Here is a 15,027-nt window from a genome sequence, read left to right as displayed (position 1 = left end):
AATTTAGCGTAACGGCTAAAGCCTAACGCTAAATAATTCCCATTGCATCCTCTTTCATGGTTATAAGCAACCCCATATTCCTCCAAAAATTTCTAGGAATGAGACTTTTTAAACGTTTACAATTAAATTTTTTTCCGCTTACCAACGTCAAATGATGTAGAACTTTTTCAGTTAAAAAATGGTTTTTTGTCCTCCATAAATAGAATGATTTCCATTGAACACATAGGAAATACTAACGGTGATCAGAAAGTACGGAAGGTAATCAAATCCAAAAACTTCTGCACCGATCAAAGCTGGTGCAATGAGGGTGTTTGTAGCAGAAGAAAACACACTTGCATACCCTAAAGCAGCCGCGAATTCTATCGGCAAGCCGAATAACGGCGCCAGCCAAACTCCTAAACTAGCTCCAATAGAAAAGAGTGGCGTAACCTCTCCTCCTTGAAACCCTGCCGCTAAAGTTAGAATGGTCAATAGAAATTTGATGATCCAATCATAGCTGTAGATACTGCCTCCATCAAAACTGGCGGCGATCAGATTTGTTCCCAAACCTGAATATCTTCCCAGATGGAGAATGAAGAGCAGCACACTGAGCAGCAGACCTATGAAGAAAATCCGTTTGCTCAAGTCCGGTATTTTCTTTCCAATATATTGCTTCGCATAGCCCAGCAAGTAGGCAAACAAACCGCCGACTACGCCAAATAAAATCCCTAAAAGAATCATTTTTAAAATCGTTTGACCGTCCATACTCACAGAGGATTCTAAGTGGACTGAAAATTTCTCCAGCCCTAAAAAATGCGAGACAGAACTGGCTACCAAAGCAGGAAATAATGCTAAATACTCTAGTTTTCCTACTACCAATACCTCTAAGGCAAAAAATGTAGCTGCAAATGGCGTTTCAAACAAACCGCCGAATCCGGCTGCCATTCCTGTGATCAACATTATTTTTGAGGCATTTTTATAGGGTATGTTGCGACCGATTGCATGCGAAAAGGTCGCTCCAATTTGGACTGCCACTCCTTCGCGACCGGCACTCCCGCCAAATAAATGGGTGATCCAAGTGCCGATGATGGTCAACGGAATCATACGCTTCGGGATTTCCCGCAACTCTTCATTTCCAGCTGCAAAAACCAAACTCATACCTTTCTGGGTATTCTTTCCGATTTTTTTGTACATAGATACAATAAATAAACCTGCTAAAGGCAGGAAAGGAATCAGGTACACAAAGTGGCTGTCCCGAAAGGCACTGATCATAAGCAATACTCTCCCAAATAAGGTATCTAATGTGCCCACTACTAGGCCAATAAGGATGGCCAGAATCGCATAAAGTCCAATTTCTTTATATTCCGATAGATATTTGTTCATTTTCTATTCCTTTCAAAACAACGGCTATTTTTAATGCTTACCTCTTGCAGCCCGCAAAAAAAGCTGAAGACAGACTGCGGCCTATGCGCAGAAGTCATCAGCTTTATCAAGCGGTTTAAGCAGTTTGCTTAGGGAGACATTCATTCCCCAAAAGATAACATTAGAATACTATAGATTTCTTTGGTAAACAAGTTAAAAAATTCATCAAAGACTTTGAGGAGATAAAAACAGTTTTTTTCTGAATCAGATACATTCGCACTACTTGAGCTAATTGCATGCAGATGTATTTACAACAGCATTACAAAAGAGTATAATAAAAATAAACAAGGGGGGTGATTCTAGTGGCAACTAAAGCAAAAAAAGCTGTTGTTCAAGTTCGAATCGATGAAGACATTAAGAGTCAAGCAGTAGACGTTTTGAACAACATTGGAATGGATACCAGTACAGCCATTAACGTCTTCTTTAGACAAGTTATTGCAGACAATGGACTTCCGTTTCAACCCACTCGACCTAAATTTAATCATGAGACATTTGCAGCAATTAAGGAATCCGATGAAATGATTAAAAATGGAACGGGCAAACGCTATTCTTCTATTGATGATCTTTTTGAGGATAGTTTAGGAGAATAGCCGCTATGTTGGAAATGATACAAACGACAAAGTTCAAAAAAGATATGAAACGTTTAAAAAAGATATGAAACGTTTAAAAAAGATATGAAACGTTTAAAAAACGGAATTATAAGTTGGAAAAACTTAAAACGGTCATACAAATGATCATTGAAGAAGTGCCTTTATCAGAAGAAGAGTATCGTTCCCATCTCTTAGAACCAACAAAAGATTATCTCGATTGCTGGGAATGTCATATTGCTGGACGCAATAGTGACTGGCTATTGATTTATAAGTTTTATCCTTCTCAACATCTTGTATCTTTTATCCGAACTGGAACACACTCGGACCTTTTTTAATTTCTATAAACCTATTAAAATAAAGCGGAGAGAAAAAACAACTTCTCTCTCCGCTTTATTTTTGAATCAAATATCTCTAGAAGTTCTTCCTAAACACAAATAAGCACTGATTATTACAGCAATTCCTTCGCCAACAAGCGATACGTATCCAATCGTTTCTCTTGTGAGTGAGAGATACTGCAAATCATGGCTTCATCAAAACCATAGCGTTCTTGTTGCTGCATCAGATTTGCTGCCACTTCTTTAGCCGAACCTACGATGTGCTGAGTCCGGTTATCTAACATATTCAGACGATCTACTTCATTCAAAGGGTAATTTTGCGCTTCTTCTGGTGTTAAAATCGGCCCCATTTTTCCTTGAGACATCCACCAGCGAACCAGATCCTGCGGCAATGCTTCATATTCCGCTTCTTCCATAGTTTCGGCAGCGGTAACCATATAAGCTACATTGATTTCGGATTTTTCCATGAAAGCACTAGGTTCGAAATTGCGTCGATACTGATCTAACACAGCTTTTTCCATCACTCCTGTAAAGAACTGTGCATAAGAATAACCGATCCCTTTCCGGCCGGCTTGCACAGCGCTGCTTCCACTAGAACCCAACAACCAAGCTTCAGGCAGTACAATACCGCTAGGAGCAGCGATTGTTTTGTTGTACAGATTATCTGCAGGCTTTAGATCATTTATTAATTCCAGCGCCACATCTAATTTTTCATACATATTATCCAACTGAGGTCGATTTCCTTGCGCCAACGCAAACATGGATGCGTGATCTCCACCTGGAGCACGCCCTACACCAAAATCGATCCGTCCTGGAGCAAATGCACTCAACGTTTTGAAGACTTCTGCCATTTTCAAGGGTGAATAATGCATCATCATCGTTCCGCCTGTACCTAAGCGAATATTTTTAGTTTTGGCCGCTAAATAAGCTAGCGTAATCTCGGGTGCCGAGCTGGCGTAGTTTTCAGTCCCATGGTGTTCCGCCATCCACATTCGTGTGTACCCCAATTCATCAGCTAATACAGCCAGTTCTTCTGCTTTTAACAGCGCGTCTGCTGCTGTGTTTCCTTGAGTCACCGGAGCTTGATCTAAAACACTTAATTTCATAAAAATCCCCTTTCTTACTAAAAATCAGTCTTTTAACTATCTTAGCACTAACTCGTCGGGAATTCCTTTCAAAATTCTCATTATTGAATAAACTTCTTGAAAAAGTGTCTGCTTCAGATGCCTAGCAAGCTTCGGCAATTGATTTTGCTTTTCTTAAGTTCAATAGGCTTCCTTACTATCCTGCACTCTTTGTGTAAGACAATCTTTCAAAAATACTTTATACTAGACACAAATAGAATGAGGAGGCAACAACATGGATTTATATGGAGCAACCGTTGGATCGATCCAAGAAAATTGCTATTTTCTAGTGGGCGACAACAATCGAGAGACGCTTATTTTCGATCCGGGTGCAGAACCTGAAACACTTAAAAATATCGTGAAAGAACACGATTTGAACCCGATCGCGATTGTTTTGACTCATGCGCATTACGATCATATCGGAGCATTAAATGACATCAGAGATACTTATGACATACCAGTGTATCAACACATTATCGAAAAGGAATGGTTAGTAGACCCCGCACAAAACGGCTCAGGACGCCATCCAGAAATCGAAGACGTGATCTCTACCAAACCAGCTGATGTTCATTTGGAAGAAATGGGCAATTATTCTATCGGCGAATTCACCTTTGAAATGCAGCACGTTCCAGGGCACTCGCCTGGAAGCACTATTTTCATTTTCAAAGATCACGGGTTTGCGATTGTCGGAGATGTTATTTTCAAAGGCAGTGTAGGCCGGACTGATTTTCCATATGGAAGTCATGAAACCTTGATCAAAGGTATTCACAAATACATCACCCCGCTGCCAGGCGACACTGTTTTGTTCCCTGGCCATGGTGGTGCTACAACTGTGCAAGAAGAAATCGACAGTAATCCATTTTTGAATGGTACATCACGCTAACTAAAAAGGGCACTTTATCTCTAAATCTGGAGATAAAGTGCCCTTTTTTAAATTTAGTTAAAGCGAATCCAATCAATAGATAACGAATTATCTTTAAATGTCTCATTCATTTCAGGTGCATCAATGATTTTTCCATCATACAATACTTTTCCTGTATGAAAGTCTGCAACTACGATGGCAATATCTTTTCCTGATTTTTCTTTTGAGGCACTGACATAATAGATGATATTTTCATCAATATAGGTTACAAAGGAGGATTCTTCATATGTCTGTGAAGAGAAATTTGTCATCACTTCACTAGGCAGACTAACAAACTGTGTTTCTGCAACTTCATTTGCTTCAATATCAAATCGACTAACCTCAAATCCATTTTCTACAGCATTTGTGTAATAGATAGATGAATCATGAACCGTCATAGCTGGAAATAAAGGTAATTCTTGCAATTCATTAGGTATTGTCAACTCGTTCAAATTACCAGTCGTTGTATCGTAGGCCGACATCAGTATTTTATCTGTCTCTACATCTTGCTCGTCTTTTGGGTTACTTTCATAGATCATGTAACGTTCTGCTTTTGAACTATACGGACCTGTATAGGTATTGAGTAAAATAGAAGAATAATCTACCCCCGCTTCACCTGTTGCAGGCTGGATAATTTGGTCTTCTATCACTGTTTCAGTTGCCACATCTACTCGATAAGCGTGCAGCTCTGCATATTGCTGATCATTAAAGTAATTCACAGTAAAGATGATTACTTCTTCGCCGCTTTTTTGAACATTTTCAATGTAAAGATCATCATATTTTTCATACTCAGGAATATCGATCATTATTTGAGTTTCATCATTAGATTTTTTATCTAACAAAGCGATTTCCATTTGCTCATAAGGCAGTTGATAATCTTCTATATAAGTGTCTACAAAAACAATAGCGGTCTCATCTTCATAATATAAATTGGCAGTCATGCTTTTACCGCGAAGAAAACCTGGATACTCATGATACATTTTTTGTATTTCTGGGCTATAGGTATACATATAATCCAATTGTTCATTAAAAGAAAAGTCTTCTGAAGCTTTTGTGCCTTCTGTACTGATCTGTACGTAATCCCAATACATATTTTCCTCATTATTTACATTTCCTGACAGCAATATGTTCTCAATGTAGCTTGTGTCTCCTGAACGAGTTTCAATCATATATTCAGGTGATGAAGTGCTCGCTAAAGCTTTTCGTACATAAAAACCGCTGATAATAATTACGCTAAAAAGTACCAAAGCGATGACTTTCCAATATTTCTTCATTATTTTTCTCCTCCCATTCCCTAAGCAGATCCGTTAGACGGTAATCCGTTTGTTTAATAAACGATGACTGATCCAAATGGAAATTGCTCCTACCACAAAAGTCAACGCTAACGTGATCCAAAACAGTTCACTCGTAAAGAATAACTGACGATTAAAGATGGCTTGTATCCAGTAAGGAGCAAATAGACATATGAGTGTTAGTACACTATAGACTCCAGCCAATAGTAAGCCTTTGAATTTAAAGCTGCGTTCTAATAAAATCAACGTAAATAATACCAAAATTGCTATAAAGCCTCTGCTGTAATTGGCCAATGCTGCGATAAAAGAAGTTGGATATAAAACGAGCAAATACTTAGATTCCAGAATTGTTTGACTTATAGTAGACGTTTTAATGTACGCTGCAGGAATCAACATAGAGAAAAGCTGTTCTTCTACAAGCAATAAAACCAACTGTAAGGTGACTAATCCTAAAACCATTAAGAAAATCGCTACAGCTTTAGAAAGATATAAGTTTAATCTTTCTGTTGGCAACATCAATAAGCGATAAATAAAAGTATTCTTGCCAAACCAGTCTCGATACCAAATAAATAGACTGTAAATGAGCAAAGTCACTACACAAAGGGCAATCGGCCCCACAAACCATAAACTGCCAACGAAGCGACTCATCCCCATTTGACCAATCTCAAGGATAATGGCGCTCTCTTTTACGATTCCCATTTTTGTTTGCTCTTCAATTTGATAGATATAATCATTTGATGTAATAAATACTCCAATGACTTGTAAGATGATCGTCAGAATCCCTAATGCAGCATAAATCGGAAAGAAACGATTGAGTTCAAAGTTGACTAATTTAATAAAATTTTTCATGGTTGATACACCTCTCTCATGACATCTACGACTGACTTCCCTTTTTCTTCGCGCATTTCTTCTGCGTTGAATTCAGTCAACACTTTTCCATTTTCGATCAAAACAGCCTTATCGATCAAATGTTCAATATCGCTGATCTCATGAGTTGTGATCAATACACCTCTATTTTCTACCAGATGACTGGTAAACACAGCAGCTATTTGTTCGCGGCTAAAGATATCGATTCCTGAAAAAGGCTCATCCATCAATAAATAATCCACATCCAAGGCTAATCCCAGCAGCATATTTACTTTTGCTGTATTCCCTTTAGACAAAGTTGAGATTTTGTCTTGCGAACTCAATTTGAAAAAGTTCAATATTTCCGTTGCTCTGCCCTGGTTCCAAGTGGTATAAAAATCATTCATAAAGTCCATCGCTTGTTGAATCGTCATAGACGGTAACATCGTAATCGCATCAGGGATAAAAGCAATCTTTTCATAAGATTCCTTCGTCAATATTTCTCCGCCAATCAAAATCTCGCCTTTTTTAAAGGGAGTCAGATTCATGATGGCATTCAAGACAGTCGTTTTTCCAGAGCCATTAGTCCCGATTAAACATGTGATCTCACCTTTATTGGCTGTAAAAGACATCCCGTTCAATACTTTTTTACGCCCAAATCGCTTTTCTACTTGTTTTACTTCGATCATGCTGTTTCGCCCCCATCTTGCTCATCTTCTAATAAAAATTGTTCTTTAATTTTGTGTTGGACTTCCTGCAAAGAAACACCAATTGGTTTTACGGCTGCTATAAAGGTCTCGACAGCTTCCAACATCAATTCGTGACGGACTTGAGTCAATACCTTCGTATCTTCTGTGATTTTGCTGGGCATATTTCCTTCTGTATACAACAAGTTTTCTTCCTCCATTCGTTTGTAGGCTCGTTGAACGGTATTTGGATTGATGCCTAAATTTCCTGCTAGTTCTCGTCTTGAGGGCATCTCTTCTCCGGGCTGCAATTCTCCCGCAGCTATTTGTTCTTTAAAATGACGTACAACTTGCACATAAACCGGTTCTCTTTGATTGAATAGTTCTGGCACGTTCGACACACCTGCTTTCTTTTTGTATTAATAGGTTAATACACTATATGTAAAACGATGTATTAATCACGTAATACAGTTGCGTTGTGTGTATTATATGGTTAATACACTTAATCTGTCAATAACTTTTTTTCTGTGATTGACATTTCATGGTTAATTTTCTATACTGAATTTAAATCTGATAACCTTTGCAGAGAAAGAGCGCAGTAGGGTATTGTCCCTGTTTAGAGAGAGCCAATGATTGCTGGAAATTGGCACAAACAATACGTCGAATTACACTCTGGAGCAACTTGACTAACCTCAAGCGCGATACTGGCGATACTAGTACTGAAGAGGCAACGAACTCAGTTCAACTGATGTTTGCTTGCAAATTGGGTGGTACCACGGAAAATACATTCGTCCCGATGAAAAGACTTGTTCTTTTCATCGGTTTTTTTTATACAAAAAAATAGAAAAGGGGCAAAAAAAGATGAACATTATTGATGAATTAGAATGGCGCGGAGCCATCAACCAACAAACGGATGAGGCTGGTTTACGTGAACTAGTTTCAGAGAAGGAAATCGGGGTCTACTGCGGAATCGACCCTACTGGAGACAGTATGCACATCGGTCATTTAATTCCTTTTATGGTCTTGAGACGTTTTCAATTAGCCGGGCACAAGCCAGTGATCTTGGTTGGTGGAGCTACAGGTTCTATCGGAGACCCCAGTGGTAAATCCGAAGAACGTGTTTTACAATCTGCTGAACAAGTCGAAAAAAACATCCAAAAATTGACCGCACAAGTACAAAAACTATTTGATGCTGGTAAAGATGAAAAATCGATTCGCTTAGTTAACAACTTAGAATGGACTGGCGAATTAACTCTATTGGACTTCTTACGCAATGTCGGTAAAAGCTTTAACGTTAATACAATGTTGGCAAAAGATATCGTTGCGAGTCGTTTAGAAACTGGTATTTCATTCACTGAATTCACTTATCAAATCTTGCAATCCATGGACTTCTTGTACTTATTCCGCAATGAAGACGTTCAATTACAAGTCGGCGGAGCCGATCAATGGGGCAATATTACCGCTGGTTTAGAATTCATTCGTAAACAAGAAAGTGCTGAAGCTAAAGCATTCGGTTTAACCATTCCTTTATTGTTGAAGGCAGATGGTACTAAATTTGGGAAAACAGCCGGTGGAGCGATTTGGCTGGATGCAGAAAAAACAACTCCTTACGAGTTCTACCAATTCTGGTTAAACCAAGACGATCGTGATGTGGTTCGTTACTTGAAATACTTTACTTTCTTGAGCCAAGAAGAAATCGATGCGTTGGCTGAACAAGTGGAAACTGAACCGCACAAACGTGCCGCTCAAAAAACGTTGGCACGAGAAATGACGTTGTTTGTTCATGGTGAAGAAGCTTTGGCAGATGCTGAACAAATCACCGCTGCTTTGTTCTCTGGAGAAGTAAAAGACTTGACTGCTAAACAAATTGAAGAAGGCTTCAAAAATATGCCAACCTTCGAAGCACCAAAAGAAGAACGCAATATTGTGGAGTGGTTAGTAGATGTAGTCGGCATCGAGCCGTCTAGACGCCAAGCGCGTGAAGACATCAACAACGGCGCGATTTCCATCAACGGTGAAAAAGAAACCGATGTAGACGCAATCATCAAACCTGAAAACTCATTCGAAGAACGCTTTATTCTAGTTCGCAAAGGCAAGAAAAAATACTTCTTAGTGAAACTCGTAGAGAGCGAAGCAAAGCGCTAAGGATTTCGTAGGAAGCCTGCTTTGTGCAACTCGTTTAAGAGTAGAGAGTGGAGAAAAGCGTTTAGCCTATCGACTATAAGAAAATTCCAACAGACAGGTGCTTTTTACCTGACAGTTGGAATTAGCTTATAGGCGCATAGGCTGCTTTTCGCAACTCGTTTATGAGACTGAAGGCTGCTACTTAAGTGTCTTCTCAAATTTAGCAGTGCTATTGTTTAGTAGACAGTCTCTTGTTCATAATTCGAACCGATTTATTACTGCTATCGTTAAGTAGACGACCTCTAGTTCATAATTAGCACCTTTTCATTACCGCTACTGTTAAGTAGATGTTCTCTAGTTAATGATTCGAGACTACTTACTATCGCTATTATTAAGTAGATAGTCTCTAGTTAATAATTCACCCCTGCTTATTACTGCTATTGTGAAGCAGACAGTCTTTAGTTAATAATTCGAGCTTGCTTACTACCGCTATTATTAACTAGACGACCTCTAGTTAATAGTTCTTACCTATTTATCAGCGCTATTGTGATCTAGACACTATCTAAACTCGTACTATTAGTATGAAAAGCTTTTCGTCACCGAAAAGTTTCTTAATTTGATAACTATCGCATTAAATAGCAGTTTCTATCAAAAAACAGCTTACACAAGGAGATGATGCTACATGATCAACACTAAAATTGCTCAACCCTCTGATGCGCATGTGTTGGCTGTATTAGCACGTGAAATTTGGCAAGAACACTACACTGCCATTCTTGGCGAGCAACAAGTGCAATATATGTTGGAAACCATTCAGTCGCAAGCAGCCATTGAAAAAGACCTTCAAGACGGCAAGATTTATTGGCTGGTTCAAGTAGATGGCCAAGATGCTGGATATGTCAGTTATGAACTTCAAGAAAGCCAGCTTTTCTTGAGCAAATTGTATCTTACTGAAGCTGCTCGCGGCCAAGGTGTAGCACGCTTCTTATTTGAAGAACTGAAGAAAATTGCATTTGAAAAAAATAAAGAGTCTATTGGTCTGACCGTCAATAAATACAACGCACCTACTATAGCGGTGTATAAAAAGTTGGGCTTCAAAAAAGTCTGCGAACAAGTAGCGGATATCGGCAATGGTTTTGCGATGGACGATTACGTTTTGAGTTATACAATCTAAAACAACTTTGTTTATATAGTGGCTATCTATGCTGGAAAAAGGCTAGATAGCCACTTTTTTCAACTCGTTTTTCTAAGCTTGAGTTCTTTTCTCAACGCGGCAATGCTACACTGAACAAGAAGTATTTCTAGGGAAGAGGGATATTGTGAGTATTATCAATCGTGAACAAGACGGATTATTTTACGCAGAGCAAGTACGAAATAAAACTGTCACGCCAAAAGAACTGGTAGAACAAGCTTTTCAAATGATTGAAAAAGAAAATCCGCAGTTAAACGCGGTGATTCATACACGAAAGGAACAAGCTTTGAAAGAAGCCGAAGAACGAGATTTTAGCGGCAAGCCTTATGGCGGTGTACCTATTTTGGTCAAGGGGTTAGGTCAAGCTCTAGCTGGTGAACCAAGCACGTCTGGAGCTCATTTGTTTAAAGATTCGGTAGCTGTTCAAACGAGTCACTTTACTCAAGCCTTGATCGATGCTGGTTTTATTGTAATCGGGCAGACCAATGTACCAGAATTCGGTTTTAAGAACATTACCGAACCCGAATTGTACGGACCTTCTCGTAATCCCTGGAATCCAGATTATTCTCCAGGCGGTTCCAGCGGCGGTGCGGCAGCAAGTGTGGCTTCAGGTATGGTGTCTGTGGCGGGTGCCAGTGATGGCGGCGGTTCGATTCGGATTCCCGCTTCTTTTACCGGCTTAGTCGGTCTGAAACCAACTCGCGGTCGCACTCCACTTGGGCCAGGTTCTGGCAGAAATTGGCAAGGTGCTTCGATCAGCTTCGCGTTGACCAAATCCATTCGGGATACAGCGGCCATGATGGATGTGTTGCAAACTGTCCAACCAGCGGCTGCCTTCCAGACACCTTTATTTACAGAAGGCTATTTGAATGCCTTAGAAAAACCGACTCCTAAATTCAACATTGCTTACTCATTAGAATCCCCTATTTTGTCTGAAGTTAGTGAGGAAGCTAAAAAAGCTGTTCTGAAGACGGTCGACTGGTTGAAAGCTCAAGGACACACTGTGGTAGAAAAAACGCCGCCGATTGATGGAGTTGATTTGATGAAGAGTTACTACGTCATGAATTCTGGCGAAACAACTGCAATGATGGAATCCATCGAAATCACTCTACAGCGCAAATTGACCATTGATGATATGGAATTGGTGACGTGGGTATTGTACAACGCTGGAAAAACCATTTCTGCGGCTGCTTACTCTAAAACATTGAATACTTGGGATCGAGCTGCGGAAGTGATGGCAGAATTTAATCAAGAATTTGATTTATTCCTAACTCCCGCAACTGCCGACAGCGCGCCTAAAGTAGGTACGCAATGGCAAGACGAAGACATGCTGAAACGAATGAGAAATATTGCTGAAGTAAGTTCTGAAGAACAACAACAAGTGGTGTGGGACATGTTCGATAAAAGCTTGCCTATTACACCATTTGGCATACAAGCCAATTTAACCGGACAGCCTTCGATCAGTTTGCCGGTGCTTTTAACTACAGAAGGATTGCCGCTTGGGGTTCAATTCACGGCTCCTAAAGGGAAAGAAGACTGGTTGTTAGCCATTGGACGCGACATGGAAGCAGATGGACAGTTTATCTAGGCAGTATTCTATTGTTTTTATTTTAAGTGTTTTATTATTGTCTGAACACAAATAAAAAACTGTGAAAGTGAAACTTTTCTTTCATAGTTTTTTTGTTTATAGCAGTACTATTTGTTTAGATATGCCACCAAGCATCATTGAAATAAAAAATATTTTTAAAGTCGAGGTTACTTATTATTACAAGAGTCTGATTATTAAAGAGAGTAGATTATGCAAAATAGCTATAATTACCTAGTCAATTTTCCCATGAACCTATTTTTTATCCATTCCAACCCCATTCTTTTGAACACAATCTTAACCATACCTTCTTCATCTTGAGTTTCATACACTATTCCTACATCATTGTTTTTTAATAACGTCATACAAGAATAAGAGAACGCACCTGGTTCAATCATTTTTTTGTACGCCCAAGCTTTTCCGCTATCTTCACTAAGTTGGATAGTTCCTTTTTTTCTTTCCGTTTTACTGTGGGCTCCTAGAAATAGAATAGAAGTCGTTTCTTTTTCAGAATTAGGAATAGTTAAGACACTTGTTTGGCAAACAGGATTGATTAAATCTTCTACAAATTCGAGTTGTCCCCATGTTTCTCCGCCATTTTCACTTACTGCTCTCGCAATCGTTCCATTTCCAAAATGATTTCGAACGTAACACTCAACAGTCCCGTCATCATGTTCAATAACTTGTGATTCTGTTAGTTCGTAAGTCTCTTCTGTTAATGTTTTTGCAGACAAAATCTTTCCATCAACCTCTCTCCCATCATTCGGAGTAGAGCCACGTTTCCAATTGATTCCATGATCATCACTGTAGGCAACTGCATTGGACATTCTCCCGGATTCATTCGAAAAATAGATAGGGAAAACAAGTCTTCCTTTATAAATCCCATTCTTAATTTGAATACCCCTTCCAGGTCCAGTGCCTATAAAACGCATCCAATCTTCTTTTACATGGGGATTCACTTCTATTGGCTTAGACCATGTCTTTCCATCATCTTCACTTTTAACCAACTGCAAAAATGAAGTTGAAGCTTCAACCAATAAATGCTTATTGCTTTCATCAATTTTTTCAAAAATGTGTCCTGTTTTTCGTCCATTAATGAACACACTTCCATCACCATCAACAGTATACCGGCTTAATTCTCTTTTTGTATTTCTGACTTCTCCATTTTCTTCCAACTCATAAGGCTGTTTTTTATTGTCATATAGCTGACGCTGACCAGCTAAATCAAAACCTACACTTGGTTCACTATTCCATAACCCAATGCCTCCAGGAGTATGGCAATACATTAACCAAATTGTCCCGGTTTCTTCATCTTGCAAAAGAGAAGAATCAACCGCTGCAGCACTATCTAATTTTTCATCTGGAAAAGCAACTACTGTCTGAATTGGAGACCAAGTGTTTCCGTTGTCTTCACTTCTTCTAATACAAATATTGATTTTATTTGGATTATCTTGTTGGTTGTATAAACGAGCATCAATTCCAGCTATAACGGTCCCTTTTTGTGTGGTAATGAGTGATGGAATACGATATCCTTTTGAGTCATTCATACCTGAATAAAATAAAGTTTGTTCTTGGATTAAAGAAGTCAATTTATGACGACATCCCTTCTAATCAGTTTTCGTTTTATTTTTATTGAAGCATTTCTTGTAACGTTAATTCATATATTTTGATATTTCGTTTTAAATCATCTATATACATGTACTCGTCACTGTTATGTGCTATTCCAATTTGCCCAGGAAAAGATGGTCCAAAGGCTATAATATTCGGCATAAAACGTGCATAGGTTGCCCCAGTCGTAACGATTGGAGTACCATCTAGACCAGTTACTTCCTCATAAGTACGCTTCATTATTTCTAACATTGGATGAGTACGATCCAATATTTTAGGAGGCATTGAACGGATAACTTCAACTGTTGTGTTCTTAAAATTACTTTCCTTTATTAAAGACAAAACCTGTGCTTCTGTATAATCCACTGAATAGCGAAAAGAAACTTCAACTATCACTTGTTCCTCTTTTATCTCTATCTTATAAGGGGTAATTTGAATAGCCATATCTGATATGTTCAAATCATTCATTGAAGTCAATCCTTCTCCGTAATGCTTATCATGAAAAGTAGTTGAAGCCCAATTAAAGAAAGCCTGCAGTTCGAAGGATAGTGTCGAATGATCTTTTAAATTCTCAACGGCCATTGTAATGGCATTTTCTCCTAATTGCGGCTCATTACTAGGAGCCCGCTTTCCATAAAAGGTTTTTTCAGTTCCATTTCCAAAAATAAATACCGCCTCATCAGGAACTGAACTTGAAATAAAATCTCCACGAATGGCTGTTAATCCATCTAAATCACCTTTTAAAAAGGACGTCTTATAACGAATACCGACAACTCCCTTTTCTGCATAGACAGCAGGAAATTGGCTATCTGGTGTAAATCCGTATACTGGCGGCTGCTCTTTAGCTAAGTAAAAAGGCAAATCTTTCGACCCTGTTTCTTCGTTTGTTCCGAACATAACCCGCAAATTTTTCTTAAACGTTTGCCCTGAATCTTTCAATAACTTAGCAGCAAACAAAACAGCCATCGTTGGCCCTTTATTGTCTAACACACCACGCCCATAAACTATGCCATTTTCAATAGTGGTCTCAAAAGAAGGATACGACCAGCCAGTTCCAGCAGGCACAACATCTACATGTCCAAGAGCTCCTACATAGTCATTTGTCATGGAATCATTGATCCATTCAGCGTAACCAACAGCGTTATCTATCGAAACGGTTTGAAACCCCCAATCTTCAGCAATGGATAGAGCTTGTTCTAAAGCTTGTTTCGGTCCATTTCCAAACGGAGCTTCAGGAGTTGCATTCCCTTCAACACTTTCTATACGAACCATCTTTTGTAACGCATTTAGATAGTCTTCAATCTGTTCATCAATAGCTCCTGGTATCCATTTTTCCACATTTCGTC

14 protein-coding genes and 1 riboswitch are annotated in these 15,027 nt (G+C 39.0%); of the genes, 6 read left to right on the top strand and 8 right to left on the bottom strand.

Annotation, left to right across the window (positions count from 1 at the left end):
• Nucleotides 1-171: 171 nt before the first annotated feature.
• Nucleotides 172-1,362, bottom strand: coding sequence for a chloride channel protein (locus ACEN36_RS03470; RefSeq protein ID WP_407125963.1), 1,191 nt, complete (start codon nucleotides 1,360-1,362; stop codon nucleotides 172-174).
• Between the two features lie 81 nt (nucleotides 1,363-1,443).
• A riboswitch (Fluoride riboswitch) is annotated at nucleotides 1,444-1,519 on the bottom strand.
• Nucleotides 1,520-1,703: 184 nt separating this feature from the next.
• Here ACEN36_RS03470 and ACEN36_RS03465 point away from each other — a divergent pair.
• Both ACEN36_RS03465 and ACEN36_RS03460 read left to right on the top strand, forming a co-directional pair.
• Nucleotides 1,704-1,991, top strand: coding sequence for a type II toxin-antitoxin system RelB/DinJ family antitoxin (locus ACEN36_RS03465; protein ID WP_407125962.1), 288 nt, complete (start codon nucleotides 1,704-1,706; stop codon nucleotides 1,989-1,991).
• Nucleotides 1,992-2,104: 113 nt separating this feature from the next.
• A complete protein-coding gene (locus tag ACEN36_RS03460) occupies nucleotides 2,105-2,326 on the top strand; it encodes a type II toxin-antitoxin system mRNA interferase toxin, RelE/StbE family (protein WP_407125961.1) in 222 nt (73 codons plus the stop codon).
• Nucleotides 2,327-2,439: 113 nt separating this feature from the next.
• Here the strand turns inward: ACEN36_RS03460 and ACEN36_RS03455 are convergent, their stop codons facing one another.
• Nucleotides 2,440-3,432 carry an LLM class flavin-dependent oxidoreductase gene (locus ACEN36_RS03455; RefSeq protein WP_407125960.1) on the bottom strand — a complete coding sequence of 331 codons (993 nt, stop codon included), beginning with the start codon at nucleotides 3,430-3,432 and terminating at the stop codon, nucleotides 2,440-2,442.
• A gap of 253 nt (nucleotides 3,433-3,685) precedes the next feature.
• Between ACEN36_RS03455 and ACEN36_RS03450 the strand changes: the two genes are divergently transcribed.
• The gene (locus tag ACEN36_RS03450; protein WP_407125959.1) at nucleotides 3,686-4,333 is read left to right on the top strand and encodes an MBL fold metallo-hydrolase; all 648 of its coding nucleotides are present in this window, start codon (nucleotides 3,686-3,688) and stop codon (nucleotides 4,331-4,333) included.
• Nucleotides 4,334-4,386: 53 nt separating this feature from the next.
• Here the strand turns inward: ACEN36_RS03450 and ACEN36_RS03445 are convergent, their stop codons facing one another.
• Genes ACEN36_RS03445 through ACEN36_RS03430 form a run of 4 tightly spaced genes read right to left on the bottom strand, consistent with a single transcriptional unit; the run spans nucleotide 4,387 to nucleotide 7,567 of the window.
• Complete coding sequence (locus ACEN36_RS03445) at nucleotides 4,387-5,625, bottom strand: hypothetical protein (RefSeq protein ID WP_407125958.1); 1,239 nt, start codon at nucleotides 5,623-5,625, stop codon at nucleotides 4,387-4,389.
• Between the two features lie 33 nt (nucleotides 5,626-5,658).
• Nucleotides 5,659-6,492: a hypothetical protein gene (locus ACEN36_RS03440; protein ID WP_407125957.1), complete on the bottom strand. Its 834-nt coding sequence runs from the start codon at nucleotides 6,490-6,492 to the stop codon at nucleotides 5,659-5,661.
• Complete coding sequence (locus tag ACEN36_RS03435; protein WP_407125956.1) at nucleotides 6,489-7,178, bottom strand: ATP-binding cassette domain-containing protein; 690 nt, start codon at nucleotides 7,176-7,178, stop codon at nucleotides 6,489-6,491. The genes ACEN36_RS03440 and ACEN36_RS03435 overlap by 4 nt, the downstream gene beginning before the upstream one ends.
• Nucleotides 7,175-7,567, bottom strand: coding sequence for a GntR family transcriptional regulator (locus tag ACEN36_RS03430; protein ID WP_407125954.1), 393 nt, complete (start codon nucleotides 7,565-7,567; stop codon nucleotides 7,175-7,177). Before ACEN36_RS03430 ends, ACEN36_RS03435 begins: the two co-directional genes overlap by 4 nt.
• A gap of 469 nt (nucleotides 7,568-8,036) precedes the next feature.
• On the opposite strand from ACEN36_RS03430, the gene tyrS reads away from it, so the two are divergent.
• The 3 genes from tyrS (at nucleotide 8,037) to ACEN36_RS03415 (ending at nucleotide 12,076) form a co-directional block, all read left to right on the top strand.
• Nucleotides 8,037-9,320: a tyrosine--tRNA ligase gene (tyrS, locus tag ACEN36_RS03425; protein ID WP_407125953.1), complete on the top strand. Its 1,284-nt coding sequence runs from the start codon at nucleotides 8,037-8,039 to the stop codon at nucleotides 9,318-9,320.
• A gap of 661 nt (nucleotides 9,321-9,981) precedes the next feature.
• Nucleotides 9,982-10,470 carry a GNAT family N-acetyltransferase gene (locus ACEN36_RS03420; protein WP_407125952.1) on the top strand — a complete coding sequence of 163 codons (489 nt, stop codon included), beginning with the start codon at nucleotides 9,982-9,984 and terminating at the stop codon, nucleotides 10,468-10,470.
• Between the two features lie 145 nt (nucleotides 10,471-10,615).
• On the top strand, nucleotides 10,616-12,076 hold the full coding sequence (locus ACEN36_RS03415; protein ID WP_407125951.1) for an amidase: 1,461 nt from the start codon (nucleotides 10,616-10,618) through the stop codon (nucleotides 12,074-12,076).
• Between the two features lie 227 nt (nucleotides 12,077-12,303).
• Here the strand turns inward: ACEN36_RS03415 and ACEN36_RS03410 are convergent, their stop codons facing one another.
• Entirely contained in the window at nucleotides 12,304-13,662 is a 1,359-nt protein-coding gene (locus ACEN36_RS03410; RefSeq protein WP_407097434.1) for an exo-alpha-sialidase, read from the bottom strand.
• A 40-nt stretch (nucleotides 13,663-13,702) separates the two neighbouring features.
• Nucleotides 13,703-15,019 (bottom strand): Sapep family Mn(2+)-dependent dipeptidase, encoded by a 1,317-nt coding sequence (locus ACEN36_RS03405; RefSeq protein ID WP_407125950.1) that lies wholly within the window; start codon nucleotides 15,017-15,019, stop codon nucleotides 13,703-13,705.
• Between the last annotated feature and the right edge of the window lie 8 nt (nucleotides 15,020-15,027).

It is taken from the genome of Desemzia sp. FAM 23989 (assembly GCF_045528345.1).
In the GTDB taxonomy this organism is placed as follows: Bacteria; Bacillota; Bacilli; order Lactobacillales; family Carnobacteriaceae; genus Desemzia.
Note: the sequence above shows the minus strand (reverse complement) of the source record. Positions and strands in the feature narration are given on the sequence as shown.